The 25,042-nt window shown below is 68.2% G+C and carries 20 protein-coding genes and 1 pseudogene; 12 read left to right on the top strand and 9 right to left on the bottom strand.

Annotation, left to right across the window (positions count from 1 at the left end):
• Window position 1: 1 nt before the first annotated feature.
• From A5692_RS11130 to A5692_RS11110, 5 genes are read left to right on the top strand one after another with little or no spacing between them, the layout of a single operon-like run.
• Entirely contained in the window at window positions 2-2,329 is a 2,328-nt protein-coding gene (locus tag A5692_RS11130; protein WP_068055744.1) for a CoA transferase, read from the top strand.
• Window position 2,330: 1 nt separating this feature from the next.
• Window positions 2,331-2,666, top strand: coding sequence for a hypothetical protein (locus tag A5692_RS11125; protein ID WP_068055741.1), 336 nt, complete (start codon window positions 2,331-2,333; stop codon window positions 2,664-2,666).
• Between the two features lie 21 nt (window positions 2,667-2,687).
• Window positions 2,688-3,848: a thiolase family protein gene (locus A5692_RS11120; RefSeq protein WP_068055738.1), complete on the top strand. Its 1,161-nt coding sequence runs from the start codon at window positions 2,688-2,690 to the stop codon at window positions 3,846-3,848.
• A complete protein-coding gene (locus tag A5692_RS11115) occupies window positions 3,845-4,276 on the top strand; it encodes a Zn-ribbon domain-containing OB-fold protein (RefSeq protein ID WP_068055735.1) in 432 nt (143 codons plus the stop codon). Before A5692_RS11120 ends, A5692_RS11115 begins: the two co-directional genes overlap by 4 nt.
• Window positions 4,273-4,926: a MarR family transcriptional regulator gene (locus A5692_RS11110; RefSeq protein WP_068055732.1), complete on the top strand. Its 654-nt coding sequence runs from the start codon at window positions 4,273-4,275 to the stop codon at window positions 4,924-4,926. Before A5692_RS11115 ends, A5692_RS11110 begins: the two co-directional genes overlap by 4 nt.
• Here the strand turns inward: A5692_RS11110 and fadD1 are convergent.
• The 3 genes from fadD1 to A5692_RS11095 form a co-directional block, all read right to left on the bottom strand.
• The gene (gene fadD1 / locus A5692_RS11105) at window positions 4,865-6,508 is read right to left on the bottom strand and encodes a fatty-acid--CoA ligase FadD1 (RefSeq protein WP_068055729.1); all 1,644 of its coding nucleotides are present in this window, start codon (window positions 6,506-6,508) and stop codon (window positions 4,865-4,867) included. The two genes, A5692_RS11110 and fadD1, sit on opposite strands and share 62 nt — an antisense overlap.
• 408 nt (window positions 6,509-6,916) lie before the next feature.
• On the bottom strand, window positions 6,917-7,678 hold the full coding sequence (locus A5692_RS11100) for an SDR family NAD(P)-dependent oxidoreductase (RefSeq protein WP_068055726.1): 762 nt from the start codon (window positions 7,676-7,678) through the stop codon (window positions 6,917-6,919).
• A 75-nt stretch (window positions 7,679-7,753) separates the two neighbouring features.
• Window positions 7,754-8,584, bottom strand: coding sequence for an alpha/beta fold hydrolase (locus A5692_RS11095; protein WP_068055723.1), 831 nt, complete (start codon window positions 8,582-8,584; stop codon window positions 7,754-7,756).
• A gap of 66 nt (window positions 8,585-8,650) precedes the next feature.
• Here A5692_RS11095 and A5692_RS11090 point away from each other — a divergent pair, with 66 nt between their 5' ends.
• On the top strand, window positions 8,651-9,256 hold the full coding sequence (locus A5692_RS11090) for a TetR/AcrR family transcriptional regulator (protein ID WP_068055720.1): 606 nt from the start codon (window positions 8,651-8,653) through the stop codon (window positions 9,254-9,256).
• On the opposite strand, the gene A5692_RS11085 is transcribed toward A5692_RS11090, so the two are convergent.
• Entirely contained in the window at window positions 9,221-12,283 is a 3,063-nt protein-coding gene (locus A5692_RS11085; RefSeq protein WP_082962586.1) for an RND family transporter, read from the bottom strand. The two genes, A5692_RS11090 and A5692_RS11085, sit on opposite strands and share 36 nt — an antisense overlap.
• Window positions 12,284-12,494: 211 nt before the next feature.
• Between A5692_RS11085 and A5692_RS11080 the strand changes: the two genes are divergently transcribed.
• Window positions 12,495-13,133, top strand: a complete 639-nt coding sequence (locus tag A5692_RS11080; protein ID WP_068055717.1) for a TetR/AcrR family transcriptional regulator — start codon at window positions 12,495-12,497, stop codon at window positions 13,131-13,133.
• Window positions 13,134-13,154: 21 nt separating this feature from the next.
• Here the strand turns inward: A5692_RS11080 and A5692_RS11075 are convergent, their stop codons facing one another.
• From A5692_RS11075 to A5692_RS11065, 3 genes are all read right to left on the bottom strand, one after another.
• The gene (locus tag A5692_RS11075; RefSeq protein WP_255397026.1) at window positions 13,155-13,781 is read right to left on the bottom strand and encodes a TetR/AcrR family transcriptional regulator; all 627 of its coding nucleotides are present in this window, start codon (window positions 13,779-13,781) and stop codon (window positions 13,155-13,157) included.
• A gap of 9 nt (window positions 13,782-13,790) precedes the next feature.
• A complete protein-coding gene (locus A5692_RS11070) occupies window positions 13,791-15,089 on the bottom strand; it encodes a lipase family protein (RefSeq protein WP_197514424.1) in 1,299 nt (432 codons plus the stop codon).
• Window positions 15,090-15,159: 70 nt separating this feature from the next.
• Window positions 15,160-16,107 (bottom strand): PHB depolymerase family esterase, encoded by a 948-nt coding sequence (locus tag A5692_RS11065; protein WP_068055790.1) that lies wholly within the window; start codon window positions 16,105-16,107, stop codon window positions 15,160-15,162.
• Between the two features lie 76 nt (window positions 16,108-16,183).
• On the opposite strand from A5692_RS11065, the gene A5692_RS11060 reads away from it, so the two are divergent.
• Both A5692_RS11060 and A5692_RS11055 read left to right on the top strand, forming a co-directional pair.
• The gene (locus tag A5692_RS11060) at window positions 16,184-16,642 is read left to right on the top strand and encodes a MarR family winged helix-turn-helix transcriptional regulator (RefSeq protein WP_068055794.1); all 459 of its coding nucleotides are present in this window, start codon (window positions 16,184-16,186) and stop codon (window positions 16,640-16,642) included.
• 75 nt (window positions 16,643-16,717) lie between these two features.
• On the top strand, window positions 16,718-16,987 hold the full coding sequence (locus A5692_RS11055) for a DUF4242 domain-containing protein (RefSeq protein WP_068055712.1): 270 nt from the start codon (window positions 16,718-16,720) through the stop codon (window positions 16,985-16,987).
• Between the two features lie 7 nt (window positions 16,988-16,994).
• Here A5692_RS11055 and A5692_RS30240 read toward each other — a convergent pair whose 3' ends face one another.
• A complete protein-coding gene (locus A5692_RS30240; RefSeq protein WP_068055707.1) occupies window positions 16,995-19,904 on the bottom strand; it encodes an AAA family ATPase in 2,910 nt (969 codons plus the stop codon).
• 137 nt (window positions 19,905-20,041) lie between these two features.
• Between A5692_RS30240 and A5692_RS28200 the strand changes: the two genes are divergently transcribed.
• Window positions 20,042-20,902: a pyridoxamine 5'-phosphate oxidase family protein gene (locus tag A5692_RS28200; RefSeq protein ID WP_082962584.1), complete on the top strand. Its 861-nt coding sequence runs from the start codon at window positions 20,042-20,044 to the stop codon at window positions 20,900-20,902.
• Window positions 20,903-20,932: 30 nt separating this feature from the next.
• On the opposite strand, the pseudogene A5692_RS11040 reads toward A5692_RS28200, so the two are convergent.
• Window positions 20,933-21,172, bottom strand: a pseudogene (locus A5692_RS11040) (polysaccharide deacetylase family protein); the annotation flags it as partial.
• A 163-nt stretch (window positions 21,173-21,335) separates the two neighbouring features.
• Between A5692_RS11040 and A5692_RS11035 the strand changes: the two are divergent.
• Entirely contained in the window at window positions 21,336-23,516 is a 2,181-nt protein-coding gene (locus A5692_RS11035) for a CHAT domain-containing protein (RefSeq protein WP_082962582.1), read from the top strand.
• Window positions 23,513-25,009: a hypothetical protein gene (locus tag A5692_RS29435; protein WP_068055702.1), complete on the top strand. Its 1,497-nt coding sequence runs from the start codon at window positions 23,513-23,515 to the stop codon at window positions 25,007-25,009. Before A5692_RS11035 ends, A5692_RS29435 begins: the two co-directional genes overlap by 4 nt.
• The last annotated feature ends 33 nt before the right edge of the window (window positions 25,010-25,042 follow it).

Raw genomic sequence — 25,042 nt, 5'->3', positions numbered from 1 at the left:
CGTGGCAGCACGAGCGCCGTTCGCCGACTGGCGTGTGCTGGAGCTGTCCAATGGGATCGCGGTGTCGTACTGCGGCAAGATGTTCGCCGACGCGGGCGCCGACGTCGTGAAGATCGAATCGCCCCAAGGAGATTCGATCCGTCGGCGATCGGCCGGCGGGCCGCCCGGGGCCTTGTTCGCCTACCTGGCCGCCGGCAAGAGATCGGTGCTCGACAACGGCGGGGCGGAGATCACGGCGCTGCTTGCCGGTGCCGACATCGTGCTCACCGACTTGACCGACGGTTGGACGCTGAACCGCATCACCGCCCACACCGCCGCTTCGGCCGTGGTGGTCGCCGTGACACCGTTCGGCACGACGGGACCCTACGTCGATGATCGGGTGATCGCCAACGAGTTCATCCTGCAGGCGTTGTGCGGATCGACCGCCGGCCGGGGCTGGCCCGAGGACGAACCGGTGCAGGCGGGCGGTCAGCTCGGCGAGTGGTTGGCGGGCACCTTCGCGGCCGCGGTCGCCGCGGCGACCGCCCGGCACGCCGCCCGCGGCGGCCGGGGCGAGGTCATCGACGTCTCGACGTACGAGGCCATGGTGATCGCGATGGGCGGCCTGTCCGCGATGTCGGCCAGCGTTTTGGGCGCGGACTCCCTGTTGGGCCGCCGCAGCCTGGAACTGCCCTCGATCGTCCCCACGGCCGACGGCATGGTCGGCTTCTGCACCATCACCGCGCAGCAGTTCCAGGACTTCCTGGTACTCATCGACCGCCCCGATCTCCTCGACGACGCCGAGCTGGCCTCCTTCGACGGCCGCGTCGCCCGCCGCGACGAATTCCTCGGCATGGTCACACAGTGGACCCAGTCGCGCACCACCCAGGAGATCGTCGACCTCGCGGTCGCCTTCCGAATCCCGGTGGCACCGATCGGGACACCCGAAATGCTGCCGCACATCGATCATTTCGTGGAACGCGGGGTGTTCGTCGAATCCGCGGCCGGCGGGTCGCAGCCGAGGGTGCCATATCGCAGCGACGCGATGGCGACCAGTCCGCCGGGACCCGCGCCGCGGCTGGGCGCCGACAATGGCCGCGTCGACTGGCCACCACGGGAGATCCCACGCCGCGGGGCCGACACGCTGCCGCTGGCGGACACGCGGATAACCGACTTCACCGCCTTCTGGGCGGGACCGGTCGCCACCCAACTGCTGGGCACGCTGGGCGCCGACGTGATCAAAGTCGAGGGCGTCCGGCGGCCCGACGGCATGCGGTTCTCCGCCGGCCGTCCACCCAGCTGGGACCAGTGGTGGGAGTGGGGCCCGGTCTTTCTGTGCAGCAACAACAACAAGCGCGGCGTCAGCGTCGAACTCAGTACCGAGGCGGGACGGGCCATCGCGCTGGAGCTCGTCGCGGCAAGCGATCTGGTGATCGAGAACTTCTCGCCACGGGTGATGACGAACTTCGGCCTGGGCTGGGATGCCGTGCGCGCGGCCAACCCCCGCGCCATCATGGTGCGGATGCCCGCCTTCGGCCTCGACGGCCCCTGGCGTGACCGCGTGGGCTTCGCCCAGACGATGGAGCAGGCGACCGGCATGGCGTGGATGACCGGGCACGCCGACGGCCCCCCGGTGATCCCCCGCGGCGTGTGCGATCCGATCGCGGGCCTGCACGCGGCCTTCGCCGCGGTGGCCGCACTGGTGATCCGCGACCGCGACGGGAACGGGATGCACGTCGAGTCCACCATGGTGGAGGCGGCGTTGAACGTGGCCGCCGAGATGGTGCTGGAGTGTTCGCGCTTCGGGATCCACATGCGACGCAACGGGAATCGCGGTCCGGATGCCCGCCCCCAAGGGGTCTACCGCTGCCGGGGTGACGACGACTGGGTCGCGCTGGCCGCGACGAACGACGCCGCGCGCACGGCTTTGGCGCGGCTGCTGGGTCAACCGGACCTGCGGCCCGCCGACTGGCAGGACCGGCCGGACGAAGTCGACAAGCTGATCTCCGCCTGGACCGCAGGGCAGTCGGTGGGCGACGCGGTCGAAGCGCTGCGTGCCGCGGGGGCGGCCGCGGCGCCGGTCACGCCGGCGCCGGCACTGCTGAGCGACCCGCACCTGCACGCGCGGGGCTTCTGGGAAACCGTCGACCATCCGGTCGCCGGTTCCTTCCTGTGCACCGGAATGCCGTTCGCCTTCCTGGGCAGGCCGCGGCGGTGGATCCGCCGGATACCGCCGCTGTACGGCCAGCACACCGAGGAGGTCCTGACGGGCGTGCTGGGACGCAGCCAGCACGATCTTGTCGCGCTGCGGGAGTCCGGAACCATCAGCACCCGGCCGGCGGGCCTGTGACATGGCGGTCTCCCTGTGCGTGCCACCGCGCGCCGGCGAATTGTGTGCCCCGGTGCGCTTTTTGGTCCGCCAGGACTCCGTGGTGATCGAGTTGACCGCACGGCACCGCATCACCAGTGTCGAGTGGGACGAGCGCGAGCATGCGGTCGCGATGGTCGTCGAAATCACCGACCCCCAGACCGCGCGGCCCGTCGACGTACGGATCGACATCGTGGACAGGGGCACCGGCGGCCCGCCCACCGGCGCCCGCGCCACGACGATCGGGACGATCACCCGCGACGGGCGACAGTGCGACGTCGTCGGCACCTACCTGGGCGTCGTGGCGGACGAAAACTAGAGCGACGCAAAGGAACATCGAGTGGGAGCAACGAAGCGGACCGCGGCGATCGTCGGCGTGCACAACACTCGGCAGGGCCGGCGCCTGGACGGCGAGACCTCACGGACCCTGGCCCTGAGCGCCATCCGCGGCGCGCTCGACGACGCCGGGCTGGGCCTCGACGACGTCGACGGGATCAGCGCGGGCCCACTGTCCACCGCCCTCATCTACGACCTGCGCCTCGGCCCGGCGTGGCAGGGCCTCGCCTTCGGTGTCGGCATGATCACCGAGGCGGTCACCGCGATCGAACACGGCATGGCCGACGTGGTGGTGCTCGTCGCAGCCCAGGCGGGCGAATACCGTGACCACCAGGCGACGGCGCCGTGGACCCGGCCGGAAAACGAATTCGTCGCGCCCTGGGGCATGTTCACCACCGCCGAGTTCGCGCTCATCGCACGCCGCCACATGCACACCTACGGCACCACGCGCGAACAACTTTCGATCGTCGCCGCCACCATCCGCAACAACGGATCGCGCAACCCCGAAGCCGTCTACTACCAACGCGGACCCTTTACGCCGGACGACATCACCGCATCCCGGCCCATTGCGGACCCCTTCCACCTCCTGGACTGCGCCACCACTTCCGAAGGTGGGTGCGCCCTGGTCGTGGCTGACGTCGAAAAGACTGATGGCGCAAGCCAACCCGTCTATGTACTGGGCAGCGGCGCCGACTTCCACGGCCCGTCCTACCAGCACCCGCCGGCGTGGGACCTCGCCGGGCGGCGCGACGGACACGTGAACGGCGTGGTCGGCAGGCGCGCCGCCGAGCGGGCGTTCGGCCACGCCGGGCTGCGGCCCGACGACGTCGACGTGCTGGAGCTCTACGACCCGTTCTCCTTCGAGATCATCCGCCAGCTCGAGGCGTTCGGGTTCTGCGGCGAGGGCGAGGGCGGTCCGTTCGTCGCCGACGGCCACATCGGCATCGACGGGAGCCACCCCATCACCACCGACGGAGGAACCATGTCGTTCAGCCACGCGGGCTCCAATCCGCAGATGATGCAGCGGGCCGTCCGGGCCGTCCAGCAGCTGCGCGGACAGGCGGGCGATCTCCAGGTTCCCGACGCGCACATCGCGTTGTGCAGCAACGGGGGAGCGGGCGCCTTGTTCACCACCCTGCTGATTCTGGGGGACGAACCGCTGTGACTTCCGATGCTTTGCGCCCACAAACCGGCCCCGTGCCCCACGCGAGTAGCCAGCTCAGCGTTCCCTTCTGGGAGGGCTGCCGGTCCGGCGAATTGCGCTATCAACGCTGCGCGGCCTGCGGCCTGGCGAACTTCCCGCCGACCGAGCACTGCCGCGAATGCCTTTCGGCGCAGGTGCGTTGGGAGCTCAGCGCCGGGCTGGGCGAGATCTACAGCTGGACGGTGGTTCACCGGCCGGTGACTGCGGAATTCGAGCCTCCCTACGCGCCCGCCATCGTCACGCTGGACGAGGGCTATCAGATGCTGACCAACGTCATCGGTGTCGCGCCGGGGGAGTTGCGGATAGGCATGCGAGTACGGGTGTCGTTTCATGCCGTCGGATCCGACGTCACTCTGCCCTACTTCACCGGGCAGGACGAGCAGCCGTGAGCCCCCGGCGCACCACCAACGGCCTGCCGGTAACGGCCTACCTGGTGCTGGGCGTGCTCGCCGCCAACGACGAGCAGCTCACCGCGGGCGAGATCAAGCTGCGCGCCGAGCTGTCCGTCGGCCATTTCTATTGGTCACCGTCCGTCAGTCACGTGCGGCGCGAACTCAACCGGCTGCTGGCGCGCGGCATGGTCGGCGAGATCGGCGCCAAATCGGGCAAGCGGTCGATCACGCTCTACGAGACCACCGATGCCGGGCTCGACGCACTGCGGCGGTGGGTGCAGCACTTCCCGGGTGACGACCAGGTCGTCATCAAGCACCCCGTGATCCTGAGAACCTGGCTCGCCCGGGGCGGGGACCCAGAACTCATCGTCGACACGTTGGACCGCCATCTCGAGGCGACCCGGGCGCGGCTGGACGAGGCGTTGTGGTCGCGGCAGCGGTCGCATGAACTCGGCATCAGCGCCGACCCGGACCAGCGCTTCTCGTTCGCCGTCCTGAATTACGCGATCCGCGGGCTGTACGCGGAGCTGTCCAACATCGCGCAGTTGCGCGACGAGATCGCCCGCGGCACAACGCGCGACCCGATCAAGCGGGTGCGACGGCCGAAGGGCCAGATCCGCCGCCGGGTGCCTCCGAGCCCGGTCTAGGCGTCGCGACCGCGTAGGCGGTCCCGCGCGGCTCGCGCTCCCACAGCACCTCCCCATCGCCGACGTCCGTCCCTTCGGCGATCAGCTGGCGCTTGAGCACCTTGTGCGTGGCGGTGCTGGGCAGGTCGGTGGCGATGCGGAGGTAGCGCGGGCGCGCCTTCGGGGACAGGTCGGGCTGCGCGTCGAGGAATGCCTCGAACGCGTCGGGGTCCAGGGTGCGCCCCTCGTTGAGCACGATCGCCGCCATCACCTGGTCACCGACGCGCCCGTCCGGGACGGCATACACCGCTACGCGGTTGATCGCGCTGTGCCGCAACAGGATCCGTTCGATCGGCGCGGCGGCGAGATTCTCCCCGTCGACCCGCATCCAGTCGGCGGTGCGGCCCGCCAGGTATATCCACCCGTCGGGGTCGCGGTAGGCCAGGTCGCCTGACCAGTACATGCCGTGCCGCATCCGCTCGGCGTTGGCCTCCGGGTCGTTGTAGTACCCGGTGAAGAAACCCGAGCCGGCCGTGTTGACCAACTCACCGACCGCTTCGTCGGCATTGACCAGGGCGCCGTCGGCGTCGAAGCGCGCGACCGCGCACTCGGTCACGGTCTCGCTGTTGTAGATCGCCACCCCGTCGACCCCTTTGCCGATCGACCCCTTCGGCGTACCGGGTTCCCGGATCACGATCACCGCGTTCTCCGTCGAGCCGAAGCCGTCCTCGACCTGCACATCGAAGCGGCGCGCGAACTCCTCGATGTCCTTGTCGTTGGCCTCGTTGCCGAACGCCACCCGCAGTGGGTTGTCGGCGTCGTCGTCGCGCTCGGGCGTGGCCAGGATGTAGGCCAGCGGCTTGCCCACGTAGTTCATGTACGTCGCACCGTAATGGCGGACATCGTCGAGGAAGCTGCTCGCCGAGAACTTGGCTGGCACGATCGCGGCGCCGGAGACCACCGCGGGGGCCCAGCCGGCGACGACCGCGTTGGAGTGGAACAGCGGCATCGACACGTAACAGGTGTCCCGCTCGGACAGCTCGAAGCGCTGAACCAGGTTGATGCCGGCGAAGGTCGCCATCAGGTGCGACACCTGCACCGCCTTGGGGTTCCCGCTGGTTCCCGACGTGAAGATCATCATGAACGGGTCCGCCGCGGTCACCTGCCGGTGCGGGACGAGTTCACCCGCGCCCTCGACGAACTCGACCCACTGCGGGCTCGAGGTGTCGAGGATCTGGGTGCCGTCCAGGTCCAGGCCGTCCAGCAGCGGGCGGTGTTCGGCGTCGGTGACCAGGAACTGGCAATGTGCGCGCCGGACGTCGGCCGCGAGCGCCTCGCCGCGCCGTGTGTTGTTCAGGCCGCACAGGACGTACCCGCCCAGGCCGGCGGCCGCCATCTGGGCCAGCATCTCGGGGTTGTTTCCCAGCAGGACGCCCACGTGCATCGGCCGGTCCGGATCGGCGGCCGAGATCAGGGCCGCGGCCCGCTGCGCCGATCCGGCCAGGTACTGACTCCAACTCCACTGCAGGGCGCGATGTTTGACCGCGACGCCCGGGTCGGACAAGCGCTGGCGCAGCAGCGCTTGAATGGTGTCGTCGGTCATCGGTCTGAAATCACCTTCACTATGCCCGGGCCCACTGCGAGACGAGACGGTCCGTCTTATCGTAGCGGGGGCCGCGCCGCCGTCCGCAGTCCGGATCGACGGGCCGCCCACCACCTCGCGTTGTGGAACTCTTCACGCCAGATTCTCCCAGGGTTCCCTATCGAACACTGCGTGTATAGCGGCTCAGTCCGCATCGAACGGCGAACATAGGCTCATGCTGTTTGAGTTGCACCGCTCGCTGATTCTGCTCAGGAACCGAGCGCGAGAGCTTCATCGCCAAGCCTCACAACCACGATCGCGCGATCTCTCCCACCGGTGGCGTCACGGTGGCCGGCCGGCCGCGCCGAAAGACACCGAGCAACGCTGATTCCGCTGGTGCCGTGGTAACACTGACCGCGGGCCGTCCGGCTATCCGCCCACCATCATCAGGCCGCCATCGACGGCCAGCAGCTGCCCGGTGATGAACCCGGAACCCGGACCGGCGAGAAAGACCAGCATCGGGCCGAGGTCGCGCCTGGGGTCGCCCAGTGCCCCGCCCAACGGGATCATCATCTGCATCTGCTGGTCGATCAACGCGCTCGCGTCGGGGCCGAGGAACTCGCGGAGCCGGTCGGCGCCGGCCGTCTGCACCGCCGGCGCCAGAGCGTTGACGGTGATCTTGTCTCCCGCCCAAGCCTTGGCGGCCGACCGCGTCCACGCCTGCACCGCCCCCTTGGTCGCGGCGTAGACGGCCGAGATCGGGCTGCCCATAACGGCTTCCGAGGAGCCGAAGTTGATGATCCTGCCGCCCTTGGGGTTTTGCTCCTTCATCACGGCGTAGGCGGCCTGGTTGGTCAGGATGGTCGCCTTGACGTTGGTGTCCAACAGGAACGAGATCTCGTCGACGCCGATGTAGCCGGGGATCCCGGCCTGCCAGAGTCCCGCGGCGTTGACCAGCACGTCGAGCCCGCCCAGGCGTTCGGCGGCCTGTCGCACCATCGCCGAGACGGCGTCGGCGTCTCGCACGTCGCACTGCAGCCAGCTGGCCGTGAGGCCGTCCGGCGGCGGGGTCCGGTGATAGGTGGCGGCGACCTCGGCCCCCGCCTCGGTGAGGGCGCCCACGGCGGCCGCGCCGATTCCGGTCGCGCCGCCGGTCACCAGGATCCGCCGGCCTTGCAGCACGTCTTCCATGTCCGCGAGCGTAACGCCACGGCGAAATCCTGCTCGATTTTTCGCCGTGGCGTTACGGTCGCGAGGCGAAAGACGTCACGTGCGCACCGCGATCGTCGACAACAGGCCGGCCAGTCGGTCCGGCTGGTCGATCATCGAGAAAGTCCTGGCCCCCTCGATGACCTCCAGGCGGGCGTGGGGGATGGTGGCGGCCAGCCGGACGCCATCCTCCTGCTCGAAGAACACGTCGTCGGCCGACCACGCGATCAGGGTGGGCTTGTCGAACTCGTGCAGCCGGGCCGCCACCCCCGTCGTCACCTCGGTGCGCATGGACAACGTGAACTGGCGCAGGTCTTCGGCGATGCGGGCGTCGGATAGGCCCGGGCGCACCCAGGCCTCGGTCAGGTCGTCGATGTTGCGGTGGGCCAGCCCGTCGAACGCGCGCCTGCGCGCGGCCGGCAACCGCATGGCCTGGGCCACGCCCCGGAAGGTCGCCTTCGACTTCGCCGCCAGGATCACCGGCTTGAGGATCGGCGGTGGAAAGTGTTCGAACGCATCGCAACTCGTGAGCACCAGCGCGCCGAGCCGCTCGGGGTGGTGGACGGCGACCAGTTGGGTGACGACCCCGCCGGTGTCGTTGCCGACGAGCACCACGTCTTCGAGGTCGAGGGCGGCCAGTACCTCGGCGACCATGCCCGCGACGCGGGTGATGGTCCGATCGGCGCCGGGACGCAACGGTTCCGGATGGGCGCCCAACGGCCACGTCGGGGCGATGCACCGCAGCCCGAGGTCGGCGAGGCGTTCGCTGACCTGGCGCCACAGCTGGCCGCCCATCATGTACCCGTGCACGAAGACCACCGGCCTGCCGCTTTCGGGTCCGGTTGCTTCGTAATGGATGGTTCCGGCGCTAATGTCGATCGTCGACATAGAGGGCTCCTAATTCGAGATACATTTACAAACAGGCTGTCTGTTCGTAAGTTACCAACAGGTTGTATGGAAAGCAAGAGACGGACTCAGGAAGAGCGTTCCGCGGCGACGCGCGTTGCGCTGATCGCCGCTGCCCGCAAGCTCTGGGGGCTGCGGGGCTATGCGGAGGTGGGGACGCCGGAGATCGCGACCACCGCGGGGGTGACGCGCGGGGCGATGTACCACCAATTCGCGGACAAGGCAGCGCTTTTCCGGGAAGTCGTCGAAGCCGTGGAGCAGGACGTCATGGCCCGGATGGGCACCCTGGTAGCCGAGTCGGGAGCGAGCACACCGGCGGACGCGATCCGTGCCGCAGTCGACGCGTGGCTGGAGGTGTCCGGCGATCCCGAGGTGCGCCAGCTGATGTTGCTGGACGCCCCGAGTGTGCTGGGCTGGGCCGGCTTTCGGGATGTCGCCCAGCGCTACAGCCTGGGCATGACCGAACAGTTGATCACGGAGGCCATCCGGGCCGGCCAGTTGCCCAAGCAGCCGGTGCGGCCGCTGGCGCACGTGTTGATCGGTGCGCTCGACGAGGCGGCCATGCTGATCGCCACCGCCGATGATCCGAAGCGCATGCGCCGGGAGACCCGCCAGGTGCTACACCGGCTGATCGACGGGATGCTGAAGGGATGATCCGGAGCGTGCTCGATGAGGCCACCAGCTCCGTTCCCGCAGGAGCGTGGCGATAGCGGGGACGGTGAGGGTTCGTACCACGAAGGTGTCCAGCAGGAGCCCACAACCGATGATGAACCCGGCCTGGACCATCATGTCGAGCGACCCGATCATCAGCCCGAACATGCTGGCGGCGAAGATCAGGCCCGCCGAGGTGATCACGGATCCGGTGCTGGCGACCGTGCGCAGCACCCCGACCCTCGCGTTGCGAGCGGACTCTTCACGCAAGCGGGAGATCACCAGCATGTTGTAGTCCGCGCCGACGGCTATCAGCAGGATGAACGCCAGAAGCGGGACGGGCCACGCGATGGGGTGGCCGAATCCGTATTGGAATACCAGCACTCCCAGGCCCAGTGCGGCGAAATAGTTCAACACCACGGTGCCCAGGAGGTAGACGGGGGCGACCACCGCGCGCAGGAGCAGGATCAAGACGACGCCGACGATCAGCAGGGTGGTGGTGGCCAGGCGGGTGAAGTCCGCGGACAGCAGGTGCTGCAGGTCGGAGTTGACCGCGGTAAAGCCGGCCATGGACACCGCGGTGTTGTCCAGCGAGGTGTTAGGCCGGGCGGCGTTGGCCGTGTCGACGATCCTGCGGTTCAGGGCCATCGCGTCAGCCGAGTACGGATCGTATGACGATGTGATGGCGAAGCGGGCGGTGTGTCCATCGGCAGAGATGAAATACCGTGCCATATCGCTGAATTGGTGATCCCCGAACGCGGCCTGGGGTAGGAAGAAACCGGAGGCGGAGTCTGATCCCGAAGTCGCACGCGCGGAGTTCTGCAGCTGTGCGGCGATCTGGCTCATGCCGCCGAGCAGCCGAATGTTGCTGTCGGCAAGGGTGTGTACCCCGGTGGCCAGTGCCTGCGCGCCCGACGCGAGCCGGGCGATGCCGTCTTGCAGGCGGTGGATACCGCCGAGGGGATCCGCGGGTTCGCCGTTCGCGCCGAGCGCCTGCTGCATGGTGGTGGCGGCGTTCTGGATCCCGCTGAGCGTGCCGGCGAGGGTGGTGTTTTGGCTGAATCGGTCGCTGAGGTCGGCGACTTGGTCGAAGAATCCACCGTTGCGCAGCGTGACGAGCACCTGAGTTTCGTCGCGCAGTTGCGCGCATTGCGGCGTGGCGGCACACCAGGGCGAGGTGTTGAGGTTGTCGACAAGGGGTCCGATCGCCGCGATGGCGGTGGCGGCTTGTTGGGCGAGCGGGCGTAGTCCCGCGCCGGTGTGTGCCGCCTGATCCACGGCGGGTGCGGTGGCGTTGAGCTGTTGCAGCAGGGGGAGGTCGCCCTGTAGGTGTTGCCCTCCGTTTTGGCTCAAGAGATCGGTCAGCGGCGTAAACGCACGACGCATGGTGGTGTCGAGTCGGCCCAGGCCGGCGGCGAGCAGGTCGGCTCCGTTGGTGAGCTTGGCCAAGTCGTCGCGGTGCGCTTGTCCGTCGGCGACTGCGCCGGCCATCTTGTCGCCGATTTGCCCGTTCTGCCAAGACAATTGCGCCTGATCGAGCCGGATCCCGGTCGGGCGGGTGACACCGGCGACCCGGGTGACCCCGGGGAGCTGGGCGACTCGCGAGGCCATCGCGTCGAGATCGGCGAGGCTTCTTGCGGTGCGCATGTCGGTGCCCGATTGCACGAGCAGGAACTCGTTGATGACGGTGTCTTTGGGAAAGTGCCGATCCAGCAGCGCGTAACCCTCATTGCTGGCGGTACCGGCGGGTTGCCCTTTACGGTCGTCGTAGCTGATCGTCATGGTGACCGCGACGAGTCCGAGGGCAAGCAATCCCACCAGGCTTACTGCCAGCAGCGGCACGGGCCGTCGCACGACCGAGACGGCGATCCGGTTCCAGTACCGGCGGGACAGGTCGGCGCGCGGCTCGGCGATGCCGCGTCTGGCGGCGAGTGCCAACAAGGGGGGAAGCAGCGTGACGGTGGCCAGGAATCCGATCAGCACGGCGACGGCGCAGGCGGGCCCGACCCCCTGGAAGACGCTCAGGTGGGCGAACACCATGGACGCCAACGCCAGAGCCACGGTCGCCGCCGAAGCCAGGATGACCCGGCCGATGCTGCCGCAGGCGTGGATGATGGCGTCTTCTGGGTTATCGCCGTGTCGGCGTTGCTCGTGATAGCGGCTGATCAGGAACACGCTGTAGTCGGTGCCGGCACCCAGGAGAACCGCGGTCATGAACGCGATGGTGAATTGCGAGACGGGGACACCGAATTCACCGAGCGCCGCCAGCACGCCGCGCCCGACGGCCACGCTGGCACCGATCACCAGCAAGGGCAACAGGGCGGTGGCCACCGACCGATAGACGAGCAACAGGATGAGTGCGATGAGGGCGGCGGTCGCAACCGAGATGATGAGCAATTCGTGCTCGCCGGAGCCGATCTGATCACGGAACGTCGCCGCCGGACCGGTGACGCGGGCGAGGGTCGAGGATCCGGCGAACGCGGACGACACGTGGGCACGCACGGCGTCAACCGATTCGGCGGACCTCGGGTCGCCGAGTGTGCCGGCGATTCCAACGGGTAGGAACCACGCCTTGCCGTCCTTGCTCACCGCGTGTGCCCTCGTACCCGGGTCGGCGAGGAGATCCTGCACCAGCAGCACGTGCGCTTTGTCGGCGCGGAACGCGGCCACGAGCGCGTCGTAGCGGTGGCGCGCCGGTGGCGTCAGCCCCGCGGGATCTTCCATCGCGACGACGATCGAGGTCTTCGCGCCCCGCTCATCGAACGCCGCCGCCATGCGGTCGAGCGCTTGAAAGGACGCCACGTCGCCGGGCAAGAGCTGGACCGATTGCCGACGCACGACGCTCTCGAGCTGCGGGAAGGCGACGGCAAGAATCACGGCGACGCCAACCCAGGCCACGATCACGAAAGCCTTGCGCCCGATGGTGAATTCACCCAACGCGGCCAGCCGCGCGCTGTATTCACCGGTCCGCGCAAGCGGCGGGCCGGCGCGGTGCGACGCCCGTCGGGGCGCGTCGACGGAGGTCGTCACCGCGGCCCCCCGCCGAACGCCAGCTCCGGGCACGGGCCGGCGACCCCGCCGCGCCGGTAGCAGCTCACGCCGATCGCAAAAGTGATCCCCCGCCGCACCGCTCCCCCTAGGATTGTTTGGTGAAGTAGTTCACCAAACAGCTTTGGTGAGATACTTCACCAAACAGCCCGCGCGCGCAACCCCGGCGCACATGTGGAGGAGTTGAAGCTGAATGGCAGTGCACCGCGGCCTGACCGCTGACCAGCGCCGCGAGCAGCGCCGGAGGCAACTCATCGAGGCAGCATTCGACACCATCGCCGAGCATGGGGTGGGCAACCTGCGCGTACGGGCGGTCAGCGCCCGGGCACGACTGAACGACCGCTACTTCTACGAAAGCTTTCGCGACTGCCACGAATTGCTGATCGCGACATTCGAGGACCAATTCAGTCGCGCGCTGACGGGCATCATGGCAACGGTCGCGGCGTCACCTCACGAGATCACACCTCGAGCTCGGGCGGTGATCGAATTCGCGTTCGCCTTCATCGACGAGGATCCGCGCCGCCCAAGGCTTTTGATCGAGCTGCAAACGGCCGAAGCGCTCGCCGGCCGTCGAGACGAGGTGATCGACGTCCTCACCCAGGTCATGGTGGGCCAGATGCGCACATTGCTCGGGGATGCCGCCGGTAGCGACGAGAACGTCAACCTGACTGCCTTGACCGTGGTCGGCGGTCTTCTCGAGCTGACCACCCAGTGGTACCGGCACCGGATCGACGTCAGCCGACCGCGGCTCGTCGACTTCATGACCGCCCTGGTCGTGACCACCACCGACATCACGGGGGCGCTTGAACGTCAGCTCACGCCACCGGATTGACGGGAAGCGCCCTGAGGATCGTTAGTCGCCCCGCACCGCGGCGACGCCCGCGATGACGCCTCGGATCAGCCGCTCGAGGTGATCGGCGTCATCGACGGCCGGTTGCCCCGCGACGAACGTCAGCATGATCCCGTTGATGAAGGCCAGCGTGGCGAGCGCCTGGTCTTCGACCAGCGCCGGCTCGGGCGCGCTGCCGTCTGGATGCCATTGCGCGACGACGTCGCGGGCCAGGCTGTAGAGCCGTTGCGCGGACTCGTCCAGGGTGGCGGCCAGTTCGGGGTCCCGGCCGGCGAGCAATGCGAGCTCGTAGCGCGCCTTGGCGCGGGTCAGCCACGGCTCGCTGTTGACGTACATGACGATGCGGGCCAGTCCCGCGGTGCCGGTGAACTGTGTTGGCGGATCACCGGCGAGCTCGGCCATCCGGGAGAAGTCGGCCACGTCGAGTTCGGCCACCCGTGCGGCGGCCGCGTGCAGCAGCGCCTTGCGGGTCCGGTAGTAGAACGATGCGGTGCCGGCGGGCACGCCGGCGCGCTCGTCGACCTTCGGGTGGCTGACGCCGTGAACTCCGTTGGTGCCCAACAGCTCGACAGCGGCGTCGGCGAGCTGGCGGCGCCGCTCGGGCGCGTTGTGCTTTCTGCGTGCTGCGATGGGCCCAGTCTAAAACTGACCGCAGTTGGGCGCGGTCGGTTCTCCATTGAAGCGGGCGGCGATCCACTGCATGGCTGGTTCGCCGTCGACGAGCATCGGCAGGGCGTGGTTGATCACGAGCTTGTTGAGGAACGGCGGCTCCTCGTTGGTGCGGAATTCCACGTCGGCGCCCTGGGCGCACCAGTCGCGCCCGAGTTGGTTGGCGGCCGTCCAGGGCACCAGCGGGTCGTAGCGGTTGCTGTTGATCAGTACCGGGGCGTTGGGCTTGAAGCGCCCGATCCGCTGGTCTTCGAACATGGTGTTGAACGGCTCCTCGTTGACCAGTTGATTGATGTCTTCGGTGAAGTAAGGCTGGATATGGCGAAACATGAAGTCCAGCAGGGTTTGACCGACGCATTGGCGCGAGACCGATTCGAGCATCGCCAGCCCGCGGGGGGTCATCTTGGAGCGGATGACGTCGGCGAACTCCGGATAGGCGGCCATGACGCTGTTGAGCGCGTACCCGACGACGCCGACCAGGGCACTGCCGTCCGCATACGGCAGGAGCTCTTTGAGGTTGGCCGGCGGTGCCCCGGCGTAGGTACCCACGATATGAAGATCGGGGGCATAGGCCGACGCCAGCTCGGCCGCCGACGCCGTCGCGCCGCCGCCCTGCGAGTAGCCCCAAAAAGCCACCGGTCCATGGGGATCCAGCGATGTTCCGGGCAGCTTCATGGCGGCCCGGGCGGCATCGAGCACGGCCTGTCCCTCGGCCACGCGGCCCACGTAGGTATGCATGGACGTGGTACCGAGGCCTTCGTAGTCGGTCATCACGATGGCGAAACCACGGGCGACCATCGTCGCGACGAACAGTTCCTCGTAGTTGAACATGATGTCCCAGCCGCCCGAATAGTGGATGCCCTGGTTGAACATTCGCGACGGGGCGCATTGATTGCCCTGGCCCTGGGTGCCCGGCGCGTAACTGATCAAGGGGCGCGGTCCACGGCCGGGCCAGTCGTTGTAGGGCTCGAAGTAGGTGCCGGTGACCGCGATCGGGTTGCCCCGGGTATCGGTGCTGCGGTACATGATTCGTGTGCCGGTGGCCATGATGGCGCCCAGCTGGCCCGACGGCTCCAGCACCAGTCGTGACGGCTCGGTGCGGATCAGGTCGCCCGGCTGGCCGGGCGGCAAGGGGTCGGGCGGCGTGTAGAACTCCGCGTACTGCGGTTCGTCCCCGCCGTCGGCGCGGGCGCTGCCCGCATTCGGCAGGCCGGTCAGCGCCGAGGCGATGACCAGTAGGACGGCGAAAGCTCCCCCAACCCGGCGCATTACGGAACGGTAACAATCGCGGGCCGCCGGCGGAAGGGTGTTCTCTAAAATTTTAGAGAATCGGGGCGCCCTAACGATGATTCGCGGCGAAGAAGCGCCAGATGGTGTCGGTGGCGTCCAGGGCCGTCGACGGCGCGGGGATGCCCGCGACTCGCTCGGCAAGGGGGCTGGGCTCACCGCCCGGCCATTGATGGCCCGCCCCGGCCACCGAGATCAACTCGACGGTTCGCCCGTCCGCGCATCCCGCGGTCTGTGTCGTCACGTCGCCGGCGGCGCTCGAACTCGGCGGCCCGCACCCGTCGATGGCGCGCCAGGTGGCGTTGACGGACTGCGCCGAAGGTCCGTCGACACGAGCAGTCCCGTTGAGCGAGAACGCCTTCCCCGGTCCGCCGTCGTAGGGCACCCTGTCGTCGGCCGTGCCGTGGATCTGTAGCACCGACGCGGGCCGCGCCCGGGAACAGTCGGTCAGCAGCGTGCCCGCCACCGGGGCGATCGCGGCGAACAGGTCGGACTGGCAGCCGAGGCGTAGCGCCATCATGGCCCCGTTCGACATGCCGGTGACGTAGACCCGCGCCCGATCGATGGGCAGCTGTTGTTCGATGGCACCGACCATGGTTGCGATGAAGCCGACGTCGTCCGTGCCGACGCGCTGCGGTTCACCGCAGCAGGTCCCGGCGTTCCAGGCGCGGCTCAGCCCGTCGGGGTAGGCCACCAGGAAATGCCCGGAATCCGCCTCGGCGTCCCAGCGGTAGGCCCGCTCGGCCTGCTCACCGGTGCCGAAGCCGCCGTGCAGCATCACCACCAGCGGCGCGGCATCGGTCAGACCCTGGGGCCGGTACAGGTGGACGGTCCGGCTGACGCCGCCCGCCTCGATGCTCCGGGTGGACTGCCCGACCGGAATCGATTGCGCACCCGGGGTTCCCAGCGCATGCCCGCCACCGGCCAGGCATCCGCCGAGCGCGGCGGCCAGGACGGCGACGAGGAAGAAGCCGATGGCCCGGGCGGAACGCGATCGCATGACCGCCATCGTGGCAGCCGCCTACGAATTTGACAAGTTACTTGTCAATCCCGGGCGGGGTGGCAGACTCCTTCCCATGCGACGCGCTCTGGATGCCGGCTGGCAGCCCACCGTGCCGGCGCTGGTGAACCTGGTGGCCGCGTCCGGTGCGCCGCGCCTGCGCGCGGCGTTTGCCGAAGCAGGGCTCGACGGGATCCGTCCGGCGCAAGCCGTCGCCCTCGTGCCGCTGGCCGCCGGCGGCCTGCACGCATCGGATCTGGCCGACCGGCTGCAGGTGAGCCGGCAGGCGGTGGCCCAGGCGATCACCGGCCTGGAGCGACATGGCTACGTCACCCGGGAGCCCAATCCCCAGGACGCGCGAAGCCGGATCATCGAGCTCACGCCGCGCGGTCGGCATGCGCTGCGTGTAATGCGTTCCAGCGCGATTGATTTGGAGAGCCGATGGGAGCGGATTCTGGGACGACGGCGACTGGCCGAATTGCGCGAGACGTTGCAGACGTTGCTCGCCGGTCAGGCCGAGACGGCGGGGGAGTGACGCCCGTCGAGAATTCCCGTGCCTTCACCGTCGTCGGCGGCTTAGGCTGACCCAAGACAGTGACAGGAGTCCGCCGTGCCCATCTTCATGGTCGAGCGCAACTTTGCCGAGGATTTGGAACCGAGCCTCGAGGTTGCCGACGGTATCAACCGGATCAACGACTTGGAGGGCGTCCGCTGGATGTATTCGTTCCTGTCGGCGGACAAGCGGAAGACGTACTGCCTTTACGAGGCGCCGTCGCCGGAGGCCATCAGGTCCGCGGCCGCCCGCGCGGGCCTGCCCGCCGACGCCGTCGTCGAAGTGAAGGACCGCCTGATGCCGGACGGGGCCCTGTCCGACATCTGAGGCGGCGCTACCCCAGGAGTTCGTGATCGGCCGCGTACATCGCCGCTTGTGTGCGGTTAGCCGCCCCCGTCTTGATCAGGATGTTGCGCACATGGTTGGCCGCGGTGTTGGCGCTGATGAAAAGGCGCTCGCCGATCGCGCGGTTGCTCAACCCCTCAGCGAGCAGCCGCAGCACTTCGACCTCCCGTTCCGTCAGACCGTCGGGCCCCACGGGAGGCGCGGCGAGCACCGAATCCGCCAGGTCGACGACCCGGGTCTGGCCGATCGCGCCGGCGATGGCGCGCGCCTCCCCGGCCAGGCGCCGGGCATCGTCGGCGTGTCCGCATGACGCGGCGTACAGCGCGTGCCGCGCCAGCGTCTCGCTGATGTGGACCACCGAGCCCATTCGCCGGTCCATTTCGATCGCCGCGGCGAAGTGGCGGTCGGCCGCCGCGTAATCCCCGCAGAGCGCCGCCATGCGGGCCAGGTACCGGTCCGCGCTGCCGAACAGCGCGACGAACTGCCCGGCCACCAAGTTCTTTCCGGCGTAACGCCCGACGAATGGGCGCAGCTCGCGGACCGCGTCGAGGTGGCAAAGCCGCAGCGCCGCCTCGACCATGAACGCGAGTTCCATCGGCCACTGCGCATCCTCGAGGCGCTCGCCCAGGTTGCGGTTGAGCAGTTGGTTGAGCGCGCGGGTCATGCCGCGCTCGCACTGTAGCTCGGTGTACAGGGCGAGCAGCCCGGGCACCCAGCGCCCGGCGAATGTCTCGCTGCCGTCGATGAACCCGCCGAACCTCTTCAAATCGCCGGTCTCGCGGCGGATCATGAACATCTGGACCCCGTTGGAGCCCTCGGTGTCGTCGGCACCGAACAAATCGCCTGTGCGCAAAGCGATGTCGGCCCATCGTTCGGCGCCGGGGAAGTCGCCGCGCAGGTAGGCCAGCGCCTGCTCGATACACGCGCCGACGAAGCCGAAGGCGGGTTGACCGCAGCTTTGTGCCGCTCGCCGCATGTCCGCAGTCGCGGCGGCGAGGCCGTCGGGCCGGCCGGCCAGGTAGCTGACCTGGGCGTGGAAATGCGACGCCGCGCCCAACGACTCGTAGTCGCGGCGCGATAGCGCCATGCGGGATACCTCGGCCGCGCGCTCGGCCTGGATCTCGCTCATCTCCGGGGTGAGGCCTTGCCACAGGCTGGTTTTGAGCGTATGGAGCAGTACCGCCGCGTCGCCGCCGGCCCGCGCGCGCTCGATGGCGTCGGCGCCGACCTCCCGGGCTCGCGGCGCCTCGCCGGCGAAGGCCAACGCCCGACCGAAGCTGCCGAGCGCCTGTACGTAGCGGGGGTCCTCCGCGCGTAGTCCGCACGACTCCAGAGCCGAGGCCAACAAGTCGGCGGCCTTCGAATTCGATTGGCCTGGGCGCCAATTGGCCTCCTCGTAGCCGACGGCCGCCTCCAGGCGCATGAGCGGGTCGTCGGTGGCGCCGATGCGCTCGTAGATGGACCGTGCGCGCGCGAACGAGCCGCCGCGCACGTGGTTGGCGGCCGCGTCGAGCTGCAGCCTGGCCCGCTCGGCCAGGTTGAGCTCCGGCAGCGACGCCGCGCGCTCGAACCACTTCGCCGCGTCCTCATAGGCCAGGCTCTGCTCGGCCATGCGGGCCGCCTGACGCGCGTACCGCAATGCCTGCTCGTGGTAGCCCAGCACATGGGCCCGCAGGTAGTGGTTGGCCAGGCGTGGAACGAGCGCCGGGTCGCCGCGGCCCTCGAGGGCCTCCGCGGCGCGCGCGTGCATGACCCGCAGCCGCGACGCGGCCATCCCGCCGAGCACCGCTTCCCGGGTCAGCGCGTGCACGAAGGCGAATTCACCGTCGGAGTCGTGCACAGCGCGCACCAACCCCACGGCCTCGGCCGAATCGACAGCCGCCAGCGTTCCGCCGGGCTCCGTCCCGCACGTCGAGATCAACGCGGGCAGGTCGAACGTCTGGCCCAGCACGGCCGCCTGCTCGATGACCGCACGCGCGCCGGTGCCCAGTCCGGCAAGGCGGCGGGCGATGGCGTCGCCGATCGACGCGGGGACGGTGTGCTGCGTACCCAACGTGGCGAGGCCGCCGCGGATTTCGAGCTCGTTGACGAGTTCGGTCAGGAAGAACGGATTGCCGCCGGTCCTCTCGCGCAGCAAGGCGGCGGCCGTACGCGCCGACGCGGGGGCGAGTTGCTGTGTGCGCGCCACGAACTCGGCGATCGCCTCCGTGTCCAGGCCCGGAAGGTCCAGCCGCCGCACCCCGTCGAACCGGTGCAGTTCGGCCAGCCGGGTGGCCAGATCGGCGGACCGGTCGGGCTCGGTCGTGCGGAACGTGACCACCACCAGCGCGCGCACATCGGCGCACCCGACCAGCACGTGCTCGAGCAGCGCGAGCGTGGGAAGCTGCGCCCAGTGCAGGTCGTCGAGGATCAACGCGATCGGTCGATCGACTGCCAGCCGCCGCAGGAAGCCGGTCATCGCGTCGAAGAGGGCGTGCCGCTGCGAACCGGCGTCGGGGGTCGGGCCTGCGGCGGGCAAATGCCGAACCACGTGCGACGACAGCCGCCGCAGCTGCGGCCCCGCGCCGCTCAACGGTTCCGCCATCGAACCCGGTGGACCGGCGATCAGCAGCCGGTCGAGCGCTTCGGCGAACGGCGCGTAGGGCAGATCCTCGTCGGCCGTCGAACTACCCACCAGCACCGCGACGCCGTGGTCGTGCAGCGTTGCGGCCACCTCCGCGGCCAGGCGCGTCTTACCGGCCCCGGGCTCGCCCCCGACGAAGATCGCCTGGCGATTGCCCCGCTCGACCCGCTCCCAGGCCTGTTCGAACACCGCCAATTCCGCGTCGCGACCCACGAGCGGACCCCGGCGACGAGCGATCAATTCGGCCGGGAGCGGGGGCGGCACCCACTGCGCCATGGTCTCAAGGTAGCCGCGGCGATCGGGACGGGTCGATAGTCAGTTCTGACTATCGACGGCCACGCCCGCGTCAGCGTCGTGCTGCCCGGTGGCGCGCATACTGTGCGTCTGAGGCGCTGTTGTCGGGAGGGCACTTCGTGATCACTCGAGACGTCGATGCGAGCGCGGTGGCGGATCTGGCGCTGTGTCCGCCGCGGGCGGCGTTGGCCGCCACCGTGGACGACGAGATCGTCGTACTGCCGGCCACCGTCAGGCTGGACGAGCCTGCCGATCCCGCGTTGTCGCCGCGCATCGTCCGAATCCCGGACGGCGGCCCGGAGCTTGCCGATCGCAATGTCGTCGTGGTCGCCGACGACGGGCCACAGTGGTTCCGGCTGCGTTCGTTGGCCGTCCGGGGGACGGCCGAGGCCATCGGAGATCGCACCTATCGGATCGTGCCCACGCGGGTCGTGGCCTGGGACTACGGCTCGCTTCGTGAGGTGCCGACCCCGCCGACACCGCCGGCTCCCGCGCGGGCATCCGCTCCGGTGGCCGACGGGCGCGACGCTGTTCGCCCCGTCCGGTCTCCGAATGTTAAGGCGGCCGTGCACAATTCGTGGGTCATGCTGCTGGCCACCCGCTCGCCCAAGGGCACACCATTCGCGGTTCCGTTGTGGTTCGTCGCGCACGGTGGCCGCTGGTATGCCACCACCTCTGCGTCGTCCTGGACGGTGCGCAATGTGCAAGCGTGCCCGCAGGTCGCCGCGCTGCTGGGCGGCGAGGGCGGGTCAAGCGCCGCGCGGCTGCTGGTGCGGGGACGGGCCAGGGCCGTGCGGGGCGTGCCGCCGCCGGCGGTGCTTGCCCGAATCGCCTGGCGCTATTACTTGCAACCGCGGTTCGCGGTGGACGAGTTGGGTCATATCCGGCTGTGGGCGCGGCGGATGCGGTATTACACCCAGTCCAGTCCGGCGTACGTGGTGATCACACCGGAAGCGGTAACCGAATGCAGGGTCCCATAGTCGCTCTCCGGTTTTCGCGACGCGAAAGTGCTACGGCGTCTTCAAGAACACGTCGTTGAGCGTGACGGTGCGCAGGTTGCGCTCGCGGATGAAGTCGACGAGTTGGGGATAGACGTGCGTGACGGGCAGGTGGTTGAGGTGCCCGATGACGATGGCCTGCGGGGTGAAGTACTGGTCGGCCATCTGCACGATGTAGTCCTCGGTGATCAACGTCGAATCCGACAGCGATCCCGACCATAACGTCGGCACCGGGTACCCGAGATCGGCCGCGTGGCCCGCGGCGCTGGCTCACCGAGATCAAGGGGGAATACGATCCGGGCAACGTTTTCCACAAGGCCGGAGAGGTCGGGACCATAGTCTCTATACAGTCCAGCCGGCGAATGGTCCTCTTCAAGTGGGCAGATTCATCGAGGGAGAACCACCAGGGGGATCTATGCACTGCGCGCCGGCGATCGTCATAAGCGCGTCGAGTACCGTGCGCCAGGGCCTTCAGCAGCTTAAGCACGCCGCTATTCATGCCAGCGTGGTCCTCGTACGAGAGTACGACGGCGACGTCCTTTACTACTTGCTCAGCGCGGGGGACTTACGCGAGCGTCTATCGCATGCCACCGCGGCTGGCGATGTGGCAACGGCGATCGATTTGAGCCGCCGCTACCAACCGGCGCGGGCGGGTCAGTTGAGCCGTGCAGTGCCGCCGGGCAGCGTGGCGCTGGAGGGCCGCCAGGTCATCGGAATCATGGTTGACGGTAACGCTGACGGGGACCTTCCGGATGGTGGGTGGGAAGATGTGGCTGCGGCTTGGCCTCCAGCCAACGAGCAGCGGCCGCCTCCGGGTTACGCGCCGCCGGTGACTCGCGGCGGGATCCCTACGGGGGGTCCGGCATTTGCTCCTGAACCGGCGAAAGAACCGGGCCCCCTGATCACCCGTGGCCATATTAAAGTACGAGGACTGGATTCCGTTGGGATCGAGTCTGATTCATCGGCGCAGCCGACAGAACACGGTGCCACCGGGTCGCCATCAGTGCCCAGCCTCTTCCGCGCCTACCCTGACGTCACCGCGCCCGGCCAGGTCGGCGGGGGACAGAGGTTCGCCCTCAAGGTTGGATTCTCGGAGGAACCGTCCCCGTCGATGGCGGTGTACGGTCCACCGACTCCGGTCATCGTCCTCGCCGGTACGCAACCCGAATTCGTCATCCAAGTCACCGGGTTCGGCTTCACTTTCCCCGATGGCATACAGCAAACCCTCGTCGTCGACCGAGAAGATCTGAAGAGTCGGCGCGTCACGTTCACAGTGCAGGCCGACCCGATAAAGGAAGCCGCGCCACGCTTCCTCGAGGTGAGTTACGAATTCGAAGGAGCCGTTGTGGGCCGAACCTGGGCGCAGGTGCGGGTGATGCCCGGTTTGGTCGAAGAGACCGATACGCCGGCGTTGATCGGCGGCAGCGGAGTTGTCAGTTCTGCGCCGGGTCAGCAAGGTCCACATCTCACGGTGGACATCTTCAGCAATCAGGGTCACCCAGAACTGAAATGGCTATTCCACTGCCCCTACGCCGATATTGGGCGCCCCGACGCGGTGACCACCACCCTGGGAAACGACTCGGCGCAGTCGTTCGCGGTGCAACTGATGAGGCAGGTGCCTAGCACTCCCCCGGGGCCGTCGCTGGAAGCCACGATGCATGGCGCCGGGGACCAAATCGCCGATGCGATCACGCCTGAATTCTGGCCGATATTCGAAGAGGTATGGAAGCGTGCGCGCGCCGCTAACGAACCGCCCCGGCTGCAATTCACGACGACCGAACATTGGGTCCCGTGGGAGCTCGCGTGGGTCGACCGGCGGCGCCTGCGTGAACCCGATAACCTGCTGCCCGACTGTGAGGGCGCCACCCTGGGTCAGCTATGGGAGGTGAGCCGATGGACCCCGCCCACCAGTTACCAGGCAACCGGTTCACTGCCCGCGTCCCCGCCCGCGCCGGTCATCGAGGCCGATGAGATGGCCGTCATCGTGGGCAACTACCACGGCACTCCGGGGGTCGCTCAGCTGCCCATGGCCGTGAAAGAGGGTGACGACATCGCCGCGGCCTACGCCGCTCTGCGGTTGGAGGTCTCCGACACGGACGTTACGGCCCTGATGCAGTGTGCTTTGCAGCGCGGCGATGCACCGTTTCATCCGACGGTGATCCATTTCGCCGGACATGGCCAGACCGACGTCAACAACCCGCAATTCACCGGCTTGGTCCTGGCGAATGGAAACCGGTTGAATCCCTTCGAGATCCGCGGATTCCGTCTCGTAGAGCAGGAACAGCCTTTCGTGTTTCTCAACGCGTGTGAGGCGGGCGTCGGCGGTGAAACGATGTCCGATCTGGGCGGACTGGTTGGCGCTTTCCTTGCTGAGGGGGCACGCGGCTTCATCGCACCGCTGTGGAAAGTCGACGATGTCGAGGCTCGCGAAATCGCAGTGGACTTCTACCGCCGCACGTTTGTCGACGGCCAAACGGTGGGTGAAGCGATGCGCGAGATCCGTCGGCGCTTCACCCCGGACTCGCAGTCGGCGACCGCGCTTGCCTACGTGTTCTACGGCAACCCGGGTCTTCGGTTGCAGCGGACTACCCGATGAGCGATCTCAACGGCAGCACCGACCGCATCGCACTAGGCCCGGGGATTTTTGTCCAGGCTCCGGGGCTTGTGGGCACCGTGGAACTGCTGGAGCCGAGGTTGCTGGGCACCCGCGCCGGTGAGGAACGCGCCACCGCTGCACTGAGCTCTGCCCTCGAGCGGCAGCAGTTCACCACGATGCACTCACTCGAGATCAACGCACAACCCGTGATAGGCCCCGCGACGCCTGTTCGCCGCGGGCCCGACGAGCGGCCATTGTTGAGTATCGAAGTGCCCGACATCGGCCCCGAGCAGCCTCAAGTGGCGATGCTCGCTGACGAGCAAGGCATTATCACTTGGCATTTCGCACAGACAAGTGCGGTGCCTGGAACCGTACGGTTCGAGGTACCGGCCGATACCGTCACCACGGGCCCGACCGCAGCGACCGGTGAACAGCGTGGCCTGGTGTACATGATTGGGAAGAAGCTTTTGTCGGTGCTGGTTTTTCCGCTAATGGCGGCCGGGGCACAGGCGTTGGCCGAGCATCTCGCCAAGAGCTGGGAAGAATCGCATCGCAAAGCTGCTCTACGGTTGTTCAGCGGTCCCGATGATTGCGCGACGGTCACCCCGGTGGAGGCGCAGTCCTGGGATCGGCTTGCGAGCGGTCCCGCCCTGCTGTTCATACATGGCACGTGCAGCACCAGCCAGGGCGGCTTCGGTGCCTTGGACAGCGGCGTCTGGGGTCAGCTCAACTACCGCTATGGCGGCCGGCTCTTCGCCTACGACCACCCAACCCTATCGGTGGACCCGCTGGCGAACGTGGACGCGTTGGCGGGTCTGATTCCGCCCGGCATGCGTTTCGATGTCGACATTATCGCGCACAGCCGTGGCGGCTTGGTGGCCCGAACAATCGCCTGTGCAGGAAATGACGGCTCATTCCCATTGCATGTCAACAAGATTGTGCATGTTGGGGTGCCAAATGCGGGTACCGCGCTGGCCAACGTCGAACGGCACAGCCAGTTCGTCGACAGGCTCTCGACCTTGCTCAACCTTGCGCCCGACGGCCCGCTGTCGGTGGTGGCCGACATCTTGGACGGTGTTCTTACTATCGTGAAAATTATCGGTTGCAACGGAATTGGGTCTCTTCCCGGTTTGCACGCAATGGACCCGGCGAGTGGTTGGTTAAGCGCGCTCGGCGCAAAGCCTTTTCCCCCCTTCGTCGGCTATGCCATCGATGCAGACTTCGAGCCCGTTGGTGGCCTGCTCAAGCTCGTGCGTGTGCCAGACGGCATCGCCGACCTCGTGTTCGGCTTAGCCCCAAACGACATCGTTGTACCCGCCGGCGGGGTCTATGACGCGGGCACCGCGCTCGGCTTCCCGATCCCTCGCGAACGAACAGTGTCGTTTGCGAAGGACGAACATGTCTGGCATTGCGCATATTTCGGGCAACAAAAGACCGGTTCGGCGCTGCTCCGGTGGCTTCCGACAAGGCACGAAAGGATATCGACTGCCTGACGAGATTGCACTCCGGGCAGCCGGTGTTCGCCG

It is taken from the genome of Mycobacterium sp. E342 (assembly GCF_001667665.1).
Taxonomy (GTDB): domain Bacteria; phylum Actinomycetota; class Actinomycetes; order Mycobacteriales; family Mycobacteriaceae; genus Mycobacterium.
Note: the sequence above shows the minus strand (reverse complement) of the source record. Positions and strands in the feature narration are given on the sequence as shown.